The sequence below is a fragment of the Shewanella sp. M-Br genome (assembly GCF_036245925.1).
GTDB classification, from domain to species: domain Bacteria; phylum Pseudomonadota; class Gammaproteobacteria; order Enterobacterales; family Shewanellaceae; genus Shewanella; species Shewanella oncorhynchi.
In genome coordinates, this window is sequence record NZ_BJBV01000027.1 from 15119 (window position 1) to 35589 (window position 20471).

The following is a 20471-nucleotide window of genomic DNA, read 5'->3' on the forward strand; positions in this document are numbered from 1 at the left end:
ACTCCCAATTACGACTGCAGCTTATCAGACAGACGCGATAACTTACCGCGGACCGAGCCATCGATGACTAGGTCTCCTGTCTTAATGATTACACCGGCGATGAGCGCGGCGTCAGTGCTACAATTCAGCTTAACTTTGCGTGCGAGACGTTTCTCTAAAGAAATACTAATCTGCTGTTGTTGTTCAGAGCTCAGCTCAGTTGCAGAAACCACATCGGCTTCTACTTCTTTTGCCCACTCATTACGGTATTCAGTAAATAACTGAGATACAGCAGGTAGCACCTTTAAGCGACCGTTTTCAGCCATTACCTTTATCAGGTTCTGACCTTGCACATTGACTTGCTCACCACACACACTAATAAAGAGTGCTGCGAGCTTAGTGCTGGCTAAAGAGCCAGCTAACAGTGGTTGCATGGTTTCGTTTTCACTCACCAATGCGGCAAACGTGAGCATTTCAGCCCAAGAATCCACTGCATCTTGTTCAATAGCAAAGTCAAAAGCTGCCTTTGCGTAAGGGCGAGCGATGGTGGTTAATTCAGCCATAACTCAACTCCCTTATCAAATTTCAGCGACTAGTTTATTAACTATGTCACTGTGGGCGGCTGGATCAATAGAACGCTCAAGGATCTTCTCAGCACCCATGATGGCAAGAGTAGCAACCTGCTTACGCAGATCCTCTTTGACGCGATTACGTTCAGCTTCGATTTCTGCTTTACCCTGAGCGATGATTTTAGCACGCTCAGCGTCTGCTTCAGTTTTGGCTTCTTCAACTATTTGAGCTTTACGCTTGTTAGCTTGCTCAATAATTTCATTAGCCGTTACCTTGGCTTCTTTTAGTTGGTCAGTCGCTTTCGCTTGTGCCAACTCCAGGTCTTTTACCGCACGATCAGCATCAGCTAGACCGTCAGCAATCCTTTTTTGGCGCTCTTCGATGGCATTCATCAAAGGGGGCCATACAAACTTCATGCAAAACCACACGAAGATGATAAAGGCGACCGTCTGACCGATTAGGGTAGCGTTGAAATTCACAACAGCCTCCTATTTAGAGTTAAGACAGAAGCGTTTTTTACAGCATTGCACCCAGTGGGTTGGTAAATAGCATAAATAATGCGATACCAACACCGATCATAGTTACGGCGTCAAGAAGACCCGCTACGATGAACATTTTAACTTGTAGCATAGGAGCCATTTCTGGTTGACGCGCAGCGCCTTCCAAGAACTTACCGCCTAATAAGCCGAAACCGATTGCAGTACCAAGAGCACCCATACCAATCAGCAGAGCAACAGCGATAGCTGTCATGCCTAAAATCGTTTCCATCTGTATCTCCAGTATCTAAATCTATATTAGTTGATGATTTAGTTTAAAATTTCTTCAGCAATCCTTAATGATCTTCATGCGCCATGCTTAAATAAACAATGGTCAACATCATGAAGATAAACGCCTGCAGCGTGATAACCAAAATGTGGAATATTAACCAGCCCAGTTGCAGAGTCACACCTAGGGTAGATAATAACAAGTTGGTACCATACATCAGCGCAATAAGGATGAAGATCAACTCACCTGCGTACAAGTTACCAAAGAGTCGCAATGCCAATGAAATTGGCTTAGCAATCAAAGTAACAGTCTCTAATAGGAGGTTGACGGGTATCATTGCCTTATGGTTAAAGGGCTGTAGTGTCAATTCTTTAACAAACCCAGACACACCTTTGACCTTAATGCTGTAAAAAATAATCAGCACGAACACACCAATAGCTAAGCTAAAGGTAATGTTAACGTCAGTCGTCGGAACCGCTTTTAGATAGGGAATACCCATTAAACTTGCTGCGTGAGGCAGCCAATCTACAGGGATCATATCCATGAAGTTCATCATGAATACCCATACAAAAATGGTCAGAGCTAAAGGCGCGATCAGAGCATTGCGGCCATGAAAACTTTCTTTCACGCTGTTATTTACGAACTCGACGATAATCTCAACAAAACATTGCAGTTTGCCAGGAACACCGGAAGTCGCTTTTTTACCAACGCTGCGGAAAATCCACAGGAACAGAACACCAAGACCAACCGAAAAGAACAACGAATCAATGTGCCATGTCCAAAAGCCTTCACCAACACTTAAGTTGGTAAGGTGATGTTGGATATAGCCCTGCGGTGTTAACGCTTCACCAGTTGCAGCCATGATTCATCCCACTTAACTTTGCTTGAAGTATAAAGGAGCTGTCCAATGCACGATTAGCGTCAGCACATAACAAACAAAAAGCGGCATAAAAGCGACCTTAAGATTGATAAACACAAACGAAAACATTGCGATGGTTAACAGCAACTTTACCGCTTCCCCCCAGTAAAAAGTCTTTATGACTTTTGCAGCTGAACTTGCTCCCGTGTGGGAGAAAGCGAGGGTTGCGAATACAAAATTAGGGAGCACAGCGATTGAACCACCTGCTAATGCAGAATAGCCAAACTGAACTCCCCACACGGCGAAAAAGAGAATTGAAGCACCCCCAGCGACCGCCGCCTGCATCATCACCAATTTATAGGCTGACCACCGGCCACGACGCGCTAAAACCTTACTCAATTCATCCTCTCCGCATTCATACTTTTTGTTTCGATGACCGGATGACAAATACCCGTATTTATGTCGATGCACAAAAAGCTTGCGAAAGTATACCTTTTCACGCCTTCATTGCAACTTTGAGATAAGGAAAAACAACACTTTTAACGTGATCTCGCGCCAAACGAGTTAAAATGTAAGATTAGCATCTGTCACAAATTTACATTAAAAACTGTTAATCTACAGACATTAATGAATTTTACTAAGAATTCCGTCTAATTCAGCCAGATTCTGATAGTTAATTACAATTTTACCCGTGCCCTTACTGCTATGAGCGATCGAAACCTTGGCACCTAATCTTTCAATTAACTGCTGCTCTAAACGACAAACATCTTGATCTTTAGTCGTAGTTTCGGCTTGTTTAGGCGGATTTAAGGTTTGATTAATTAATCGTTCAGTTTCGCGAACGGTTAATTCCTTAGCGGCCACTAATCTCGCAAGATTTGTTTGTTCTTCTCCCTCAATTGCCAACAAAGCGCGAGCATGACCCATATCAATGTCGCCATACTCGAGTAGACGCTTAACCGGCTCATTTAAGCCGTTTAAACGTAACAAGTTAGATACACTCGCTCTGGATTTTCCCACAACATCGGCAACCTGTTGGTGAGTCAGTTCAAATTCTTGCATTAAACGTTGCAATGCAATGGCTTCTTCCATGGCATTTAAGTCTTCACGCTGGATGTTTTCAATCAAAGCAATAGCAACAGCGGCTTCATCAGCTACTTGCTTTACAATACAGGGGATTTTATTCAAGCCAGCAAGTTGCGCAGCACGCCAACGACGTTCACCCGCAATGATCTCATACATGTTATTCGTCACTTGTCTCACAACGATAGGCTGAATAATGCCTTGGTTGCGGATAGAGTGTGCCAGTTCTTCTAACGCTTCAGGGGACATGTCTTTACGAGGTTGATACTTACCTGGCTGTAATAAGTCTAAATCGAGATGGATAAGCTCTTCTTTTTTATCGACAACATCAGCTTCGTCAGTGTGCTTTTTACTGGCGGCATGACTGTTACTCAGTAGGGCATCTAACCCTTTGCCTAATCCTCTTTTCTTTAACGTCATGGTGATCCTTTACGCTTGCTTAGCCTGAGTTTGTTGTTCTGAACGACGGATCATTTCACCCGCAAGCGCTAGATACGCCTTAGCGCCAGCACTCGATTTATCGTAGTACATAGCAGGCGCTCCAAAACTTGGTGCTTCTGCCAGCCTCACATTACGTGGGATAACGGTACGATAGACTTTGTCACCAAAATGCTGTTTTAGCTGATCGGACACATCATTAGACAAACGATTACGCGGATCATACATAGTACGTAAAATGCCTTCGATGCCAAGTCCAGGATTAACCATAGCAGCAAGCTTAGTGATGGTATCAATCAGCGCAGTTAAGCCTTCGAGGGCATAATATTCACACTGCATAGGCACGAGTACAGAGTCGGCCGCAGACATAGCGTTTACGGTCAACATGTTCAATGAAGGAGGGCAGTCGATAAAGATATAATCATATTGATCTTTGATCGGTGCGAGTGCGTTACGCAAACGAATCTCACGGGCAAAAAACTCCATCAATTTGATTTCTGCCGCAGTGACATCGCCATTACTGGCGATCAGATCATACTTACCCGCGGTGTTTTTAATGACGATCTCGTCGAAGGATTTTTCTTCAACCAATAATTCATAGGCTGTATTAGCTACGTCATACTTATCGACACCGCTCCCCATGGTGGCATTACCTTGAGGATCGAGATCGATCAATAATACTTTACGTTTTGTTGCTGCTAACGAAGCGGCGAGGTTAACGCAAGTAGTTGTTTTTCCTACGCCACCTTTCTGGTTAGCCACGGCAATCACTTTACCCACAATATCACCCTGTATGTAAATGCTGGTTTATTGCCCTTGCTTATAAATGATTTATTTATCACTTTTAAGCCTGTTATTCTTTGATTATCTTCAATAAATGTCTTTTTTCATCGAGTTTAGGCACCTTAAGCTCGATAACTTCTTTCACCACAAATCCATTTGGAATATGTTGCATCTCTTCATCATTCAACTGGCCTTTAAGTGCATAAAACTGTCCGTGTTCAGCGGGGAGATGATGGCACCAAGTCAGCATATCTTGGATTGAGGCAAATGCACGACTTAATACGCCGTCGAATTTATCCTCCGGTTGATAAGCTTCTACGCGGCTTTCAACTGAGCTGATGTTATGTATGCCTAATTCAAAGGACACTTGTTTTTGAAAACGAATACGTTTACCTAAGCTGTCCAATAACACAAATTGTTTATCGGGGTTCATAATGGCTAACGGGATCCCAGGTAAACCCGGTCCAGTGCCTACATCGATAAAACATTCACCTTGCAGGTGTTTTGAAACTACTAAACTGTCCATGATATGACGGATCAGCATAGCTTCGGGATCTCTCACCGATGTCAGGTTATAGGCTTTATTCCATTTGTTGAGCATGCCAACAAAATCAATTAGTTGTTTTTTCTGCTCGGCGGTGGCGGGCAAATTAATTTCGGCTAAATAAGCCTCTAACTGGGCAGATAACACTGAGCAACCTCAACAAATATACGATTATGAACGCGAAGGCTATTATGAAGCCCGAAAACGATGAAGGGAAGCCTGAATGCTTCCCTTCTATGACCTAAGCAGCGATTAAGCTAGCTTTTACGCACTCTTACGTAATAAGCCACGCTTTTTGAGGTGAACTAACAAAATTGAAATAGCCGCAGGCGTAATACCAGAGATCCGTGAAGCTTGGCCTATGGTTTCTGGTTTATGGTTATTTAACTTAGCAATCACCTCGTTCGATAAGCCCGGTACTTCTTTGTAATCGAGCGTCAAAGGTAAACCAGTGTTCTCATTACGCACAGCTTTGTTGATCTCTTCCTGCTGACGTTGAATATAACCAGAATACTTAACTTGGATCTGAACTTGCTCGGCCGCCTGTGGATCTTCAAGCCCTGGACCAAAACCTTCGATCTGCATCAACTTGCCGTAATCCATTTCTGGACGACGCAGTAATTCTTCAAATGATGCTTCGCGAGAGATCGGCGTATTCAAGTGTGGGTTTAATGCATGGATCAAAGGTGAATTTGGATGCACCCATTGAGCGCGCAAACGTTGTAACTCAAGTTCGATCGATTCTAACTTCTCACTAAATGCCGCCCAGCGAGTGTCGTCAACTAAACCTAATTCGCGACCTTTTGCCGTTAAGCGAATATCAGCGTTATCTTCACGAAGTAGCAAACGGTATTCGGCACGGCTAGTAAACATGCGGTACGGTTCTTTGGTACCTAGAGTTGATAAATCGTCAACTAGTACTCCAAGATATGCTTCGTCACGGCGTGGACACCAGGCTTCTTTGCCTTGTACTTGCAGTGAGGCATTCATGCCTGCTAATAAACCTTGAGCACCAGCTTCTTCATAACCTGTAGTGCCGTTTATTTGGCCTGCGAAGAATAAACCGTTGATCGCTTTGGTTTCTAATGAGTTTTTCAGATCTCTTGGATCGAAATAATCGTATTCGATCGCATAACCTGGACGCATGATTTCTGCGTTTTCCATGCCTTTGATCGAACGTACTAAATTCAACTGTACATCGAAAGGTAAGCTAGTAGAGATCCCATTTGGATAGATCTCATTGGTATTTAAACCTTCTGGTTCGATGAAGATCTGATGCGAAGATTTATCCGCAAAGCGGTGGATCTTGTCTTCAATCGATGGGCAATAACGTGGACCAATACCTTCGATGACGCCTGAATACATAGGGCTTCTGTCTAAACCACCACGAATAATTTCATGGGTTTTTTCATTAGTGTGAGTGATCCAGCAAGAAATCTGTTTTGGATGATGACTGACATCCCCCATAAATGACATGACAGGTAACGGAGAATCGCCTTTCTGTTCAGCCATTTGAGAAAAATCGATCGTGTTTGCATCGATACGTGGCGGTGTACCTGTTTTTAAACGGCCGACTCGGATCGGTAATTCACGTAATCGATTTGCTAAAGCAATCGCTGGTGGATCGCCTGCACGGCCACCGCTGTAGTTTTCTAAGCCTATATGAATTTTGCCGCTTAAGAATGTACCTGTTGTTAATACAACAGCTGGAGATTCAAAGGCTAAACCCATTTGGGTAACTACACCAACTACTTGATGATTTTCAACAATTAAGTCATCTACGGCTTGTTGGAAAATACGTAAGTTAGGTTGGTTTTGTAATATATTTTGGATTTTTTGACGATACAGTGCACGGTCAGCTTGTGCACGTGTTGCTCGTACTGCTGGGCCTTTACTTGAATTTAAGGTTCTAAATTGGATCCCTGCATAATCGGTTGCGATTGCCATTGCACCACCTAAGGCGTCAATTTCTTTCACTAAATGGCCTTTGCCTATGCCACCGATCGCTGGATTACATGACATTTGTCCTAACGTATCGATATTGTGCGTTAGTAATAATGTTTTTGATCCCATTCTTGCTGCTGCCAACGCGGCTTCAGTTCCGGCATGACCACCACCAACAACAATAACATCAAACCGTTCATGAAAATGCATGCCACTACCTTCAATTGCTAAGAGACTCAGTACGAGCCGAGCATTTTAGCATTTGCTTCGTCTTAGGTGAATGATCATTTTACGCTGTTCGATCGAGATGATCCGGACTAATAGATCTTAAGATCTTTATATAGATCTTCTTATTATGTTTACTATTAGGATCGCGTTTTTCTGTGCATAACCCAAATTCATTATATAAATCATTAATTAGCGCGATCTTGATCCTGTGATCTGATCGCGATCTAATGTCATTAAACATGGGGATAGATCGCCTACTTATCCACAAGGCGGATCATTAAGCAGATCGGACTGTGAATAGTACAGAGGTTGATCAGATCTAAATAATAGCTTATCCACATGTTTATACTTTAAATAAGTAAATTGTGGATAAATAGGATCTAAACTGTACATAGATCGGGACCTTATCCAATAAGCGATCTTAAATGTCCTGTTGCCATTGTGCTAACCATGCAAGGGCTGGGTCTTCCGGCACAGGATCAAGCTGTACATCGATCTGGATCTTATCCACAAAGGCTTTTGCATCGCAGTCTTGAATGGCTGAAATTAATTTTTCTGGGCCTTGGCAAAAGGTATCGTAACTTGAGTCACCAATTGCACATAAGGCAAAGTTTACTTGGCTGAGATCCGGTTTTTGTTCGGTAATTTCGTTGAAAAAAGGCTGAATATTATCTGGAAGATCACCAGCTCCATGAGTTGATGACACGATAATCCACAGTGCATGGGTGTCTATTTCGCACAATGTTGGGGTTAAATGAACTTGAACTTGGTGTCCTTGCTCCGTTAATTGGGCCATCATTTCGTCGGCAACATACTCTGCACTGCCCAATGTTGTACCAACGATTACTTCAATCTTTGCCATTATGATTTCTCAGTGTGTTGTTGTTTTTAAAACTAATTTCAATTAAATAGATAGCTGAATGGCTATTATTATGTTCATCATAAAGGAAATGTGGATAGGACCACAGAAGCAATATGTGATTTTTGCAGTTTTTGCATCCTTTATATAAGGTTGGTTTCGCTTACATGTTACCTTTAGCTTCTTGATACATAATTAATATATTTAAAAAGTTAATTTCATTTAAAATCAAATAATTATAATAGGATGATCCATGACAACACCCGTAAATGCGCCCCAGTGGCCACGGCAAATTCCTTACATCATAGCCAGTGAAGCTTGTGAACGTTTTAGCTTTTACGGTATGCGGAATATTCTTACCCCATTCTTGATGACAGCACTTTTGTTGTCTATTCCAGAAGAACTGCGCGGAACTATGGCTAAGGATGTGTTCCATTCCTTTGTCATTGGAGTGTATTTTTTCCCGTTACTCGGGGGTTGGATTGCCGATCGTTTTTTCGGTAAATACAATACTATCTTATGGTTAAGTTTAATTTATTGTGTTGGCCATGCATTTCTCGCTATTTTTGAACACAGTATTCAAGGGTTTTATACGGGATTATTTTTAATTGCGCTCGGATCGGGTGGGATTAAGCCCTTGGTTTCTTCCTTTATGGGGGATCAATTTGATCAAACCAATAAAACATTGGCGCAGAAAGCGTTTGATCTGTTTTATTTTACGATTAACTTTGGCTCCTTCTTCGCCTCGTTATCTATGCCATTACTATTGAAATATTATGGTGCAGCGGTCGCATTTGGGATCCCTGGTGTCTTAATGTTTATTGCAACTGTGTTCTTCTGGTTAGGCCGCAAACGTTATGTGCATATGCCACCCGAACCGAAAAATCCCCATGGTTTTTTACCCGTTATTCGTACCGCATTGCTCACTAAAATTGCTGGTCAAGCCAACATAGGTTTAGTGTTAGCTTTAGTTGGGATAATTTCTGCAGCGTATGCTTTAGTGAATATTCCTACCTTAGGTATCGTTGCTGGTTTGTGTTGTGCGTTAGTGCTTGTGATGGGATTTGTTGGCGCAGGGGCTTCATTGCAACTCGAACGGGCTAGGGGGATCCATCCGGATATCGCCGTTGATGGGGTACGTTCAGTACTACGGATCTTAATCTTATTTGCGTTAGTGACTCCTTTTTGGTCTTTGTTCGATCAGAAAGCGTCCACTTGGATACTGCAAGCCAATGACATGTCTAAACCGGAATGGTTTGAACCCGCCATGATGCAAGCTTTAAACCCATTATTAGTTATGTTACTTATCCCATTTAATAACTTTGTGTTATATCCGGCGATTGAGCGCATGGGTATAAAGTTAACTGCTTTGCGTAAAATGGGGGCTGGGATTGCCATCACGGGCGTGAGTTGGATAGTCGTTGGTAGCATTCAATTGGTGATGGATGGCGGCTCGGTATTATCAATATTTTGGCAGATTGTGCCCTATGCTTTGCTCACCTTTGGTGAAGTATTAGTCTCTGCCACTGGGCTAGAGTTTGCCTACAGCCAAGCGCCTAAAGCCATGAAAGGCACTATTATGAGTTTTTGGACCTTATCGGTGACCGTCGGTAACTTATGGGTGCTACTAGCGAACGTCAGTGTGAAAAGTCCGGTAGTGACGGAACAAATTGCCCAGACGGGGATCAGTATTACCGCATTTCAGATGTTTTTCTTCGCAGGTTTTGCCATCTTGGCAGCATTGATGTTTGCGCTTTATGCAAGATCCTATCAAATGCAAGATAATTACCGCCACGTCGAATCATGAGTTAGTCGATGAGTGGAAATATTCAGTTGTAGATAAAAAATCAGCCCATATTGTATGGGCTGATTTATATGGAAATAATATTAAGGTTAGTTATTTTCCGATACAGAAAGAGCTAAAAATTTTGCCTAAGAGATCATCTGAGGTGAAGCGGCCAGTGATTTCTGATAGTGCTAATTGGCACATGCGTAACTCTTCTGCCAGCAGTTCTCCTGCTAGATACACTTCTAATTGTTCTTTACCCAATTGCAGATGGCTTGCGGCTAGTTCAAGGGCTTCTAAGTGACGACGCCGGGCGATAAAGCCACCTTCGAGGTTACTCTGGTAGCCCATGAGTGATTTTAAATGCTGCTTTAACTGTTCAACACCTAAGCCCGTTTTGGCCGAGATCCGGTAAACACTATAACCTTGTTCTTCGGTCATCATTAAGTCTTCGCCAGTGAGATCGGCTTTATTGCGGATCACTGTTACACCTAAATTTGAGGGCAGGCGATCGACAAAGTCAGGCCAAATATCATGGGGATTAACGGCGGCTGTGGTGGTGCCATCAACCATAAATAACACCCGATCGGCACTGTTTATTTCATTCCAAGCACGTTCTATACCAATTTGTTCAACGGTATCTGTCGTATCACGTAGGCCTGCGGTATCGATAATGTGCAGTGGCATGCCATCTAAGTGGATGTGCTCGCGTAATACATCCCGTGTTGTACCAGCAATTTCGGTAACAATAGCCGATTCTTTACCGGCTAAGGCGTTTAATAAGCTGGATTTTCCGGCGTTAGGACGACCCGCGATCACCACTTTCATGCCTTCGCGGATGATAGAACCTTGTTTAGCACTGGCTTGCACTAGGTCAAGTTTGTCGATGATTTTGTAGAGTGCATTGGCAATTTTACCATCACTTAAAAAGTCGACTTCTTCATCGGGGAAATCAATCGCAGCTTCTACATATAAACGTAGGTTAGTGACTTGATCCACCAGCTCATGGACTTCCTTAGAAAATTCACCTTGGAGTGATTGCAGCGCGCTTTTAGCCGCTTGCTCACTGGTGGCATCGATAAGATCGGCAATCGCTTCGGCTTGGGTTAAGTCTAGCTTGTCGTTCATAAAGGCTTGTTCGCTGAACTCACCGGGTTTGGCTATTCGAATACCACCGACTTCCATTACACGTTTGATCAGCATGTCGAGGACGATTTGGCCGCCGTGGCCTTGAAGTTCCAATACATCTTCGCCGGTAAAGGAATTGGGTCCTTTAAAAAACAGCGCTATGCCTTGGTCGATTACTTGGCCTGTTGCACTTTTAAAGTCGCAATAATCGGCATATCTCGTTTTAGGAAGATGACCCAATACGGCCATAGCGACATCACTGGCCTTGTTGCCTGAAATTCGGATGATGCCAACGCCGCCACGTCCGGGCGCGGTGGCTTGAGCCACGATAGTGTCAGTTGTCACGGAAATACCCACCAAACTAATATCTACCAAATCATGTAAAGGAAAAGGCGGCTAATTAAGCCGCCTTTAGTATTATTTTCACTTTATGCTTTGCTAAAGGTAGGGCTTATTTTAAGCCTTTTTTCTCAAGACCTGCATAAATAATCTTCTGCTGCGTGATGGCAACTATGTTACCTACTAACCAGTACAGTACTAGACCTGATGGGAACCACAGGAAGAATACGGTAAAGATTACTGGCATCCATTGCATCATTTTCACTTGCATTGGATCCATTGTCGGCGCAATTGGTTGCATCTTCTGCATTACAAACATAGAGACGCCCATCAGCAGCGGCAGTATGTAGTAAGGATCTTGTACCGATAAATCGTGGATCCACAGCATAAATGGTGCATGACGTAATTCGAAGCTTTCTAACAATACCCAGTATAAGGCAATGAAGATTGGCATCTGTAAAATAATAGGTAAACAGCCACCCATAGGGTTAACTTTTTCTTTCTTATACAGTTCCATCATGGCTTGACCCATCTTTTGACGGTCATCACCAAAGCGTTCTTTCAAATCTGTCAGCTTAGGTTGCAGATTACGCATCTTCGCCATTGAGGTGTACTGCGCTTTTGTCAGTGGGAACAGTAAACCACGAACGGTTAACGTGATCAGAATAATTGCCACACCCCAGTTACCGACGAATGATTGATAGAACATCAATAGCCAGTGAATAGGAACTGCTAACCACCATAAGAAACCGTAATCGACCACTAGATTTAAGGTTTCAGAAATCGCTGACAGTGCCGCTTGATCCTTAGGACCAACATAGAACTGTGAGCTAATTTCTTGGCTGGCACCAGGTGCAATATCGTATACCGCGCCGCGGAAACCAATATTAGCTAAACCGCCAGCACTGACACTAGAAAAAATGGTGTTGCTGTCAGTTGCGGGTGGCACCCAAGCTGAAACGAAATAGTGTTGTAACATGGCTGCCCAACCGCCTAAAGTGGCTTGGTTCAGGTTACTTTTGGCCATGTCGTCAAAGTTGTATTTTTCATAGCGCACATCATTCGTTGAGAACGCACCACCACGATAGGTAGGCATCATCATGCTGCTTTCAGATGGCTTGATCGTTTGTTTAATCTGACCGTACATCTGAACTTGCAGCGGTGCTGCTGAAGTGTTGTTGATTTTATAGTCAACATCTATGTTGAACTTACCGCGATGGAATACGAACACTTTAGTGTAAGTCACACCATTGTCAGCGATATAAGTTAACGGTACTTCTAAGGTATCTTGGCCTTCGGCTAAGGTATATTCAGTTGCCGTTGCGCTAAATGCGGCACGGCCTTTTGCGCTGCTATCTATACCATCGCGACCAATTAGGCCGCTTTGAGCGATATAAGTGAAATCATTCGTTTGCTCAAGCAATACGAATGGTTGATCTTTCTCTAGTTCTTTTTTGTGCGAAACTAACGCAGCAAAAACGATGTCACCACCCACTGGATTGATCTGAATGTCTAACTGATCTGTTTTTACCGTAATCAGTTTGCTGTTTGCAGTAACTGCAGCAGCAGGAACACCTGTATCAGCTTCTGGAACATCGGCACTGTGCGAGCTTGCCGCGTTCGCCACTAAGGACGATTCGGTTGCAACGGGTTTAGGAGCTTTGTCTGCTTGCCACTGTTGCCACAGCAAAAAGCTGACAAACAGTAGTCCTATGAGCAATATATTGCGTTGAGATTCCATAGCCTATTTATTACACCTATCATTTTTAGGGGGGACGGGATCACTACCGCCGGGATGTAAAGGGTGACATTTTAATATGCGTTTCAATGCAAACCAACAACCTTTCGCGGTTCCATGCACTTTTATTGCTTCAATAGCGTAGTGAGAGCAGGTGGGATTGAAACGGCATCGAGGGCCCAGTATAGGGCTTATGAATACTTGATAGCCACGAATTAACGTGGTCGCTAGCCATTGTAGCGGCGACTGAGTTTGCGCCATAGCTTTTCTATCAATTTGTTGATTTCAGCGTTTTCCATTTCCATCACGCCATTTCTGACAAGCACAACAATATCAAGATGAGGAATGTCGTGTTGATTTAAGCGAAAACTATCTCTGATCACGCGCTTAATACGGTTACGTTGATTGGCGCGTTTTACATAGCGTTTAGCAACAGTAAGGCCCATACGCGGATGTTGTTCCGTGTTAGGAATAGCGAGCAAGGTAATTTCAGCAGAAGATGCTTTGATGGGATTGGAAAATACAGATTTAAATTGCGCGGGAGTTAACAAACGTAACTCCCGCGAAAAGGTATAGCTAGTCAACTAGTTACCCACTTATTAAGCAGATAAACGAGCGCGACCTTTCGCACGACGACGTGCAAGCACCTTACGGCCGCCTACAGTAGCCATACGAGCGCGGAAGCCGTGAGAACGCTTGCGCTTCAGGTTGCTAGGTTGAAAAGTACGTTTACTCATGATGGCAATCCGTCTTTGTTATTAGTGAACATATCCTTATCTCTAGGATAGAGGTAAGGGCAAAAAAGAGGCCGAATTGTAATCACAATACTTAGTCACGTCAACAACGAAAGTAAGTAAGTGCATTATTTCTGCCAGCGTATCCTTAGATCAACCCCCAGAATACACCATAAGATGTGGATAACTCTGTGTACGGACACTACATGTAGTAGTGCAGGGGATCTTCGAGCCGATCGAAGGGGCGCCATTATAGATCAATGTGGATCGCTTAATAAAGCAGGATTTGCGGTTAGTGCTGAATAAAAGGATCGTTTTGGATCTTTGATGATCGAGGATATCCACATAGAATGATCTCGCTGGGGATAAATATTTTTTAAGGATAGCGATCCTTGAGATCTCGCTATAGAATACACCTCTTTTTTGATGATCTTTTGGGGATAACTAAGTGGCTGTTTCACTTTGGCAACAATGTATCGGACGACTGCAAGATGAGCTTTCTGCTCAGCAGTTCAGTATGTGGATCAGACCGTTACAAGCCGAAATGGATGGAGATACTCTGGTGCTTTATGCGCCCAACCGCTTCGTGCTTGATTGGGTCAGAGATAAGTACATCAATATCATTAATCAGTTCTTTACTGAGCAAATGGGTAGCGACGCGCCTAAATTGCGTTTCGATATAGGTAGTCGTCCTTCGGCGAAAAAGCCTAGTGTTCCAGCACCGATTGCGCCAACTCGTGTAGCGAATACCCAAACTAAAGCGACGGTAGGCACGACGTTTAATGTCCAAGCCGAGCCTATGGCGAACGCGAATCACCGCAGTAACATTAATCCGAGCTACCAGTTTGATAACTTCGTAGAAGGTAAGTCTAACCAATTAGGTAAGGCTGCGGCGTTACAAGTGGCTGAAAATCCGGGTGGTGCTTATAACCCACTATTTTTATATGGCGGAACAGGTCTAGGTAAGACTCACTTGTTGCACGCTGTCGGTAACGGGATCATTAAAAATAATCCTAATGCCAAAGTGGTTTACATGCATTCCGAGCGTTTTGTCCAGGACATGGTTAAAGCGCTGCAAAACAATGCGATCGAAGAATTTAAACGTTACTACCGTAGCGTCGATGCCTTGTTTATTGATGATATTCAATTTTTTGCCAATAAAGACAGATCCCAAGAAGAATTCTTTCATACCTTCAATGCGTTACTTGAAGGGAATCACCAAATTATTTTGACTTCAGATCGTTATCCAAAAGAGATCGACGGTGTTGAAGACAGATTGAAATCGCGTTTCGGTTGGGGTTTAACTGTGGCTATTGAGCCACCAGAGTTAGAGACCCGCGTAGCGATCTTGATGCGTAAAGCTCAAGAGAGCGGCATTAACTTGCCCGATGAAGTGGCTTTCTTTATTGCTAAGCGTTTACGTTCAAACGTACGCGAGCTAGAAGGGGCATTAAACCGTGTTATCGCCAACGCTAACTTCACGGGTCGGCCAATTACTATTGATTTTGTTCGTGAAGCCTTACGTGACCTCTTGGCACTTCAAGAAAAATTAGTCACTATAGACAATATTCAGAAAACCGTAGCTGAATACTACAAGATCAAGATGGCTGATATGTTGTCTAAGCGTCGTTCACGCAGTGTCGCGCGCCCAAGGCAAGTGGCAATGGCGTTATCCAAAGAATTAACTAACCAAAGCTTGCCGGAAATTGGTGATGCTTTTGGTGGTAGAGATCACACCACAGTGTTGCATGCCTGTCGTAAGATTGCTCAGCTACGGGAAGAGAGCCACGACATTAAAGAAGATTATGCTAATTTGATTAGAACCTTATCTTCTTAAAACAAGGAATTTGGACACGATGAAATTCTCAATTGATAGGGATGCCCTATTAAAGCCGTTGCAATTGGTGTGTGGTGCGGTAGAAAGACGCCATAACTTGCCCATTTTGTCTAACCTCCTTGTAGAAGTAAGTGGTCACTCACTTAAGCTGACTGGTACAGATTTAGAAGTCGAACTCGTGGGCCAAGCTGTGGTTCACGGTGATATCGAAGAAGGTCGTACTACGGTTCCAGCGAAGAAACTGCTCGATATTGTTAAGTCTTTGCCAGAACAAAGCGAACTGAAAGTCGAACAACAAGATAATAAATGGTTGCTGCGCTCAGGCCGTAGCCGTTTTTCCTTAGCGACTTTGCCCGCAGAAGAATACCCTAACGTTGAAGCCTTCCAAGCTGAGATTGAATTTAGCTTGAAGCAGGGCGTGTTGAAGTCAATTATCGACTCGACGCAGTTTTCGATGGCTAACCAAGATGTACGCTATTACCTCAACGGATTATTGTTTGAAACAGAAGGTAATGTTTTGCGTGCGATAGCGACCGACGGTCATCGTTTAGCCTTAAGTCATCGTACGATTGAAGCACAATTACCGGAAAAACAAGTCATTGTGCCCCGTAAAGGCGTAATTGAAATGGCGCGCTTATTGGAGTCTGACGATCTCGATATCACCATTGCTATTGGTGATAATGCTATTCGTGCTACTACGGCTAACACAGTATTTACCAGTAAATTAGTCGATGGTCGCTTCCCTGATTATCGCCGTGTATTGCCAAAGGGCGGTGATAAAATTGTGATTGCGAGTCGTAATCACCTGAAGCAAGCGCTGACGCGGGCTTCTATTTTATCCAATGAAAAATTCCGTGGTGTGCGTATTCAACTCGAAAATGGTCTGCTCAAGATCACCGCTAATAACCCTGAACAGGAAGAAGCGGAAGAAATCATCGATGTGGAATACAACAATCAGGCCCTAGAAATTGGTTTTAACGTCAGTTACTTACTGGACGTGCTCAACAACCTTAAGTCCGATGATGTGCGTATCACACTCATTGATGGTAACTCCAGCGCCCTAATCGAAAACCATTTGGAAGAAGATTCCATGTATGTGGTTATGCCGATGCGCTTATAAACCATCGATTTTTACGTTACCCGTGTCTGTACCTCTGTCTTTGATGTCTATGCCGCTTAACGGCGGCACAGTGTTTAATGCACAGCATTGGCCATTCCTTCACTCATTTACCGATAGTCTTAGCCTGTGGCAGCGATTGAGTTGCTCGTTAAGTGCTATGAATCCTTGCCTACGCCGTTTACGCGGCTTAATGAGTAATGCATGAGCCTGACCCGTCTCAATATCGAAGCGTTTCGCAACATTCAGTCCGCACAGTTAATCCCAGCATCTGGGATTAACGTGATTTATGGTCAAAATGGCAGCGGAAAAACCAGTATTTTAGAAGCCATTTATTTCCTCGGTATGGGGCGCTCGTTTCGCAGTCATTTATCCCAACGAGTGATTAATCACGATGACGATAAATTAACGCTATTTGCGACTTTAAATTTAGCGCGCGGTGACAGTAAAATTGGTTTACGCCGATTTCGCAATGGTGAGACGGAAGTGAAAATCGACGGCGAAAAAGTCAAACGTCTGTCGACCTTAGCCGAAGCTTTACCTATTCAAGTGATCACACCTGAAAGCTTTTCTTTACTGTTTGAAGGCCCAAAATCCCGTCGACAATTTATCGATTGGGGCGCATTTCATGCTGACCCACAGTTTTATGGCGCTTGGACGAATGTTCGTCGCGTTCTTAAGCAAAGAAATCAATTGCTTAGAAACGGTTCGGCTTACAGTCATATTCAATTTTGGGATCAAGAGTTTGTGCGCTATGCCGAGCAGGTCACCGAAATACGAAACCATTATGTAGACTCGTTAAATGAGCTACTTAAGGGTATAATCGGGGAGTTTTTACCGAGTGTAGATGTGAAGGTTTCATTTACGCGCGGCTGGGATAGTAAAACGGATTTTGCAGAACTACTCGAAAACCAATATTCCAGAGATTTGGCCACAGGTCATACCGTCAGCGGTCCCCATAAAGCTGACCTTAGACTTCGTGTAGGCACTTTGCCGGCGCAGGATGCCCTGTCCCGTGGTCAATTGAAATTATTAGTCTGTGCACTGCGTATTGCACAGGGAAAGTTGCTCAAACAACAAATAGATAAAAACAGTATTTATCTTGTGGACGATCTTCCGTCCGAGTTGGATGCACAGCATAGGCAGCTATTGCTTAAGCAGTTAACGGATACCGGAGCACAAGTTTTTGTGACCGCCATTGATCCTGCTGCAATAGTCGATTCGTTACACACGCCTCCCAGTAGGATGTTTCATGTGGAACAGGGACGTGTAACGGTAATTGAATAACCATTGAGAGAATAATATGTCAGAGAATAGTTACGATTCTTCGAGTATTAAGGCCCTTAAGGGCCTTGATGCAGTACGTAAGAGACCTGGGATGTATATTGGTGACACCGACGACGGTACGGGTCTACATCATATGGTGTTCGAAGTAGTCGATAACTCTATCGATGAAGCCTTAGCCGGCCACTGTAGCGATATTACGATTACTATCCATGTAGATGGTTCGGTTTCTGTTAAGGATGACGGCCGTGGTATTCCGGTCTCTATCCATGAGGAAGAAGGCGTATCGGCGGCAGAAGTTATTATGACGGTATTGCATGCCGGCGGTAAGTTCGACGATAACTCCTATAAAGTGTCTGGCGGTCTCCACGGCGTGGGTGTATCGGTTGTAAACGCTTTATCTAAAAAGCTGCAAATGACCATTCGTCGTGCTGGCAAAGTATACGAGCAGTTTTATACTCACGGTGTGCCTGATGCGCCGATCAAAGAGATTGGTGATGCAACCAAAACCGGTACTGAAATCCGTTTTTGGCCAAGTGAAGATACCTTCAGCGATGTTGAGTTTCACTTTGAAATTCTGGCAAAGCGTGTGCGTGAACTGTCTTTCCTTAACTCAGGCGTGGGTATTCGTCTGGTTGATGAACGCGACAATAAAAATGAATTTTTCAAATACGAAGGCGGGATTAGCGCATTCGTCGATTACCTGAACCGTAATAAAACGCCAGTCAACAAAGATGTATTCCACTTTATGCAAGAACGTGAAGATGGCATTACCGTTGAAGTGGCTATGCAGTGGAATGACGGTTATCAGGAAAATATTTTCTGTTTTACCAACAACATCCCACAGCGTGATGGTGGTACTCACTTAGTCGGTTTCCGTAGTGCGTTGACACGTAACCTCAACAGCTACATGGAAAACGAAGGTTATAACAAGAAAGGCAAAACCAGCGCGACTGGCGACGATGCCCGCGAAGGCTTGACTGCCGTTATCTCTGTTAAAGTGCCAGATCCAAAGTTCAGCTCGCAAACCAAAGACAAACTGGTTTCTAGTGAAGTGAAAACCGCGGTTGAACAAACCATGGGTGAGAAGCTGAACGATTATCTGCTGGAAAACCCAGCTGATGCGAAGTTGATCGTCGGTAAGATTGTCGATGCTGCCCGTGCCCGTGAAGCGGCGCGTAAAGCTCGTGAAATGACCCGTCGTAAAGGCGCACTCGATTTAGGTGGTTTGCCAGGTAAGCTGGCCGATTGCCAAGAAAAAGATCCTGGTCTTTCAGAAATTTACATAGTGGAAGGTGACTCTGCTGGCGGTAGTGCTAAGCAGGGACGTAACCGTAAGAACCAAGCGATTTTGCCACTGAAAGGTAAAATTCTAAACGTTGAGAAGGCCCGCTTCGATAAGATGTTGTCTTCTCAAGAAGTGGCCACACTGATCACGGCACTTGGCTGTGGTATTGGTCGCGACGAATATAACCCAGATAAAACCCGTTATCACAACATCATCATCATGACGGATGCTGACGTCGACGGCTCGCACATTCGTACTTTGCTGTTGACCTTCTTCTTCCGTCAAATGCCTGAATTGATTGAACGTGGTTATGTGTATATTGCTCAACCGCCTTTATTTAAAGTGAAAAAGGGCAAGCAAGAACAGTATTTGAAAGATGAGCCAGCATTGACTCAATACCTCACGACTCAAGCATTGGATGGCACTGTTGTGTATCCAACGCAAGGTGCGATTGGTATGTCAGGTGAGCCGTTAGAGCGTTTAGTGACTCAGTATCGTGAAGTGGAAGCCATTGTGGCCCGTTTAGAGCAGCGCTATCCAACGCACATTACTAACCGTATGCTTTACCACCCAATGATCACCAACGATATGTTGGCCGATGAAGGCAAGATGAAAGAGTGGATCGATGCCTTTATCCATGAGCTGGTGGAAATGGAAAACAGCGGTGTACTGTATTCTGCTGAGCCGATTCTCGATCCTGAGCGTAAAGTGTATCTGCCTAAGATCACCATTCGTAAGCACGGTATCGATACTAACTATCTGTTTACTTATGACTTCTTCCAATCAAGCGATTATCAACGTATCGGTAAGTTAGGTGCGGCGTTAGATGGCATGATTGAAGAAGGCGGCTATGTACAACGCGGCGATCGTGTTAAAGAAGTCGGCAGCTTCCTCGAAGCGCTAGATTGGACGATTTCTGAAGCCAAACGCGGCTTATACATTCAACGTTATAAAGGATTGGGTGAGATGAACCCAGAGCAATTGTGGGAAACTACAATGGATCCTGAATCACGCCGTATGTTGCAAGTCACGATCGATGATGCTGTGGGTGCCGATCAGTTGTTCACTTGTTTGATGGGTGATCAAGTTGAACCTCGTCGTGAGTTCATCGAAGCGAACGCATTGAACGTGGCTAACTTAGACGTTTAATGCTAGATGTATAATATTA

General features: G+C 43.9%; 21 protein-coding genes. 6 read left to right on the plus strand and 15 right to left on the minus strand.

Annotated elements, in window-relative coordinates:
- Positions 1 to 8: 8 nt before the first annotated feature.
- The 10 genes from atpH to mioC form a co-directional block, all read right to left on the minus strand.
- A complete protein-coding gene (atpH, locus tag AAA952_RS19345; RefSeq protein WP_006083842.1) occupies positions 9 to 542 on the minus strand; it encodes a F0F1 ATP synthase subunit delta in 534 nt (177 codons plus the stop codon).
- A gap of 15 nt (positions 543 to 557) precedes the next feature.
- A complete protein-coding gene (atpF, locus tag AAA952_RS19350) occupies positions 558 to 1028 on the minus strand; it encodes a F0F1 ATP synthase subunit B (RefSeq protein WP_006083841.1) in 471 nt (156 codons plus the stop codon).
- A gap of 37 nt (positions 1029 to 1065) precedes the next feature.
- Entirely contained in the window at positions 1066 to 1317 is a 252-nt protein-coding gene (gene atpE / locus AAA952_RS19355; RefSeq protein ID WP_006083840.1) for a F0F1 ATP synthase subunit C, read from the minus strand.
- Between the two features lie 64 nt (positions 1318 to 1381).
- A complete protein-coding gene (atpB, locus tag AAA952_RS19360) occupies positions 1382 to 2176 on the minus strand; it encodes a F0F1 ATP synthase subunit A (protein ID WP_105250793.1) in 795 nt (264 codons plus the stop codon).
- Positions 2177 to 2188: 12 nt separating this feature from the next.
- A complete protein-coding gene (locus AAA952_RS19365) occupies positions 2189 to 2572 on the minus strand; it encodes an ATP synthase subunit I (RefSeq protein ID WP_105250794.1) in 384 nt (127 codons plus the stop codon).
- A gap of 225 nt (positions 2573 to 2797) precedes the next feature.
- Complete coding sequence (locus AAA952_RS19370; protein ID WP_105250795.1) at positions 2798 to 3676, minus strand: ParB/RepB/Spo0J family partition protein; 879 nt, start codon at positions 3674 to 3676, stop codon at positions 2798 to 2800.
- Between the two features lie 9 nt (positions 3677 to 3685).
- A complete protein-coding gene (locus AAA952_RS19375) occupies positions 3686 to 4474 on the minus strand; it encodes a ParA family protein (protein ID WP_105250796.1) in 789 nt (262 codons plus the stop codon).
- A 73-nt stretch (positions 4475 to 4547) separates the two neighbouring features.
- Positions 4548 to 5168, minus strand: coding sequence for a 16S rRNA (guanine(527)-N(7))-methyltransferase RsmG (gene rsmG / locus AAA952_RS19380; RefSeq protein ID WP_263212659.1), 621 nt, complete (start codon positions 5166 to 5168; stop codon positions 4548 to 4550).
- A gap of 117 nt (positions 5169 to 5285) precedes the next feature.
- A complete protein-coding gene (gene mnmG, locus AAA952_RS19385; RefSeq protein ID WP_338258920.1) occupies positions 5286 to 7175 on the minus strand; it encodes a tRNA uridine-5-carboxymethylaminomethyl(34) synthesis enzyme MnmG in 1890 nt (629 codons plus the stop codon).
- Between the two features lie 439 nt (positions 7176 to 7614).
- Complete coding sequence (gene mioC, locus AAA952_RS19390) at positions 7615 to 8055, minus strand: FMN-binding protein MioC (RefSeq protein WP_105250799.1); 441 nt, start codon at positions 8053 to 8055, stop codon at positions 7615 to 7617.
- A gap of 250 nt (positions 8056 to 8305) precedes the next feature.
- On the opposite strand from mioC, the gene AAA952_RS19395 reads away from it, so the two are divergent.
- Positions 8306 to 9859 carry a POT-type proton-dependent oligopeptide transporter gene (locus AAA952_RS19395; RefSeq protein WP_338258923.1) on the plus strand — a complete coding sequence of 518 codons (1554 nt, stop codon included), beginning with the start codon at positions 8306 to 8308 and terminating at the stop codon, positions 9857 to 9859.
- A gap of 90 nt (positions 9860 to 9949) precedes the next feature.
- Here the strand turns inward: AAA952_RS19395 and mnmE are convergent, their stop codons facing one another.
- From mnmE to rpmH, 5 genes are all read right to left on the minus strand, one after another.
- Positions 9950 to 11311 (minus strand): tRNA uridine-5-carboxymethylaminomethyl(34) synthesis GTPase MnmE, encoded by a 1362-nt coding sequence (gene mnmE, locus AAA952_RS19400; RefSeq protein ID WP_131524518.1) that lies wholly within the window; start codon positions 11309 to 11311, stop codon positions 9950 to 9952.
- 106 nt (positions 11312 to 11417) lie between these two features.
- The gene (yidC, locus tag AAA952_RS19405; protein WP_286992498.1) at positions 11418 to 13046 is read right to left on the minus strand and encodes a membrane protein insertase YidC; all 1629 of its coding nucleotides are present in this window, start codon (positions 13044 to 13046) and stop codon (positions 11418 to 11420) included.
- Between the two features lie 3 nt (positions 13047 to 13049).
- Complete coding sequence (gene yidD / locus AAA952_RS19410) at positions 13050 to 13304, minus strand: membrane protein insertion efficiency factor YidD (RefSeq protein WP_006083829.1); 255 nt, start codon at positions 13302 to 13304, stop codon at positions 13050 to 13052.
- On the minus strand, positions 13271 to 13627 hold the full coding sequence (gene rnpA, locus AAA952_RS19415) for a ribonuclease P protein component (protein WP_105250802.1): 357 nt from the start codon (positions 13625 to 13627) through the stop codon (positions 13271 to 13273). Before rnpA ends, yidD begins: the two co-directional genes overlap by 34 nt.
- Before the next feature lie 15 nt (positions 13628 to 13642).
- Entirely contained in the window at positions 13643 to 13780 is a 138-nt protein-coding gene (gene rpmH / locus AAA952_RS19420) for a 50S ribosomal protein L34 (protein ID WP_006083827.1), read from the minus strand.
- Between the two features lie 445 nt (positions 13781 to 14225).
- On the opposite strand from rpmH, the gene dnaA reads away from it, so the two are divergent.
- From dnaA to gyrB, 5 genes are read left to right on the plus strand one after another with little or no spacing between them, the layout of a single operon-like run.
- Positions 14226 to 15614, plus strand: a complete 1389-nt coding sequence (gene dnaA / locus AAA952_RS19425; protein WP_006083826.1) for a chromosomal replication initiator protein DnaA — start codon at positions 14226 to 14228, stop codon at positions 15612 to 15614.
- Between the two features lie 19 nt (positions 15615 to 15633).
- Entirely contained in the window at positions 15634 to 16734 is a 1101-nt protein-coding gene (gene dnaN, locus AAA952_RS19430) for a DNA polymerase III subunit beta (protein WP_105250803.1), read from the plus strand.
- Entirely contained in the window at positions 16709 to 16939 is a 231-nt protein-coding gene (locus tag AAA952_RS19435; protein WP_147250508.1) for a hypothetical protein, read from the plus strand. The genes dnaN and AAA952_RS19435 overlap by 26 nt, the downstream gene beginning before the upstream one ends.
- On the plus strand, positions 16936 to 18018 hold the full coding sequence (gene recF / locus AAA952_RS19440; protein ID WP_219255772.1) for a DNA replication/repair protein RecF: 1083 nt from the start codon (positions 16936 to 16938) through the stop codon (positions 18016 to 18018). The genes AAA952_RS19435 and recF overlap by 4 nt, the downstream gene beginning before the upstream one ends.
- A gap of 16 nt (positions 18019 to 18034) precedes the next feature.
- Positions 18035 to 20452 (plus strand): DNA topoisomerase (ATP-hydrolyzing) subunit B, encoded by a 2418-nt coding sequence (gene gyrB, locus AAA952_RS19445; protein WP_338258936.1) that lies wholly within the window; start codon positions 18035 to 18037, stop codon positions 20450 to 20452.
- The last annotated feature ends 19 nt before the right edge of the window (positions 20453 to 20471 follow it).

What these genes read in the sequence shown, in the direction of transcription:
- AAA952_RS19370 (WP_105250795.1), bottom strand. Translation starts at nt 3,676, where the DNA reads ATGACGTTAAAGAAAAGAGGATTAGGCAAAGGGTTAGATGCCCTACTG.
- atpB (WP_105250793.1), bottom strand. Translation starts at nt 2,176, where the DNA reads ATGGCTGCAACTGGTGAAGCGTTAACACCGCAGGGCTATATCCAACAT.
- yidD (WP_006083829.1), bottom strand. Translation starts at nt 13,304, where the DNA reads ATGGCGCAAACTCAGTCGCCGCTACAATGGCTAGCGACCACGTTAATT.
- AAA952_RS19395 (WP_338258923.1), top strand. Translation starts at nt 8,306, where the DNA reads ATGACAACACCCGTAAATGCGCCCCAGTGGCCACGGCAAATTCCTTAC.
- AAA952_RS19435 (WP_147250508.1), top strand. Translation starts at nt 16,709, where the DNA reads ATGTGGTTATGCCGATGCGCTTATAAACCATCGATTTTTACGTTACCC.
- atpH (WP_006083842.1), bottom strand. Translation starts at nt 542, where the DNA reads ATGGCTGAATTAACCACCATCGCTCGCCCTTACGCAAAGGCAGCTTTT.
- mnmG (WP_338258920.1), bottom strand. Translation starts at nt 7,175, where the DNA reads ATGCATTTTCATGAACGGTTTGATGTTATTGTTGTTGGTGGTGGTCAT.
- recF (WP_219255772.1), top strand. Translation starts at nt 16,936, where the DNA reads ATGAGCCTGACCCGTCTCAATATCGAAGCGTTTCGCAACATTCAGTCC.
- yidC (WP_286992498.1), bottom strand. Translation starts at nt 13,046, where the DNA reads ATGGAATCTCAACGCAATATATTGCTCATAGGACTACTGTTTGTCAGC.
- dnaN (WP_105250803.1), top strand. Translation starts at nt 15,634, where the DNA reads ATGAAATTCTCAATTGATAGGGATGCCCTATTAAAGCCGTTGCAATTG.
- rpmH (WP_006083827.1), bottom strand. Translation starts at nt 13,780, where the DNA reads ATGAGTAAACGTACTTTTCAACCTAGCAACCTGAAGCGCAAGCGTTCT.
- gyrB (WP_338258936.1), top strand. Translation starts at nt 18,035, where the DNA reads ATGTCAGAGAATAGTTACGATTCTTCGAGTATTAAGGCCCTTAAGGGC.
- atpE (WP_006083840.1), bottom strand. Translation starts at nt 1,317, where the DNA reads ATGGAAACGATTTTAGGCATGACAGCTATCGCTGTTGCTCTGCTGATT.
- mioC (WP_105250799.1), bottom strand. Translation starts at nt 8,055, where the DNA reads ATGGCAAAGATTGAAGTAATCGTTGGTACAACATTGGGCAGTGCAGAG.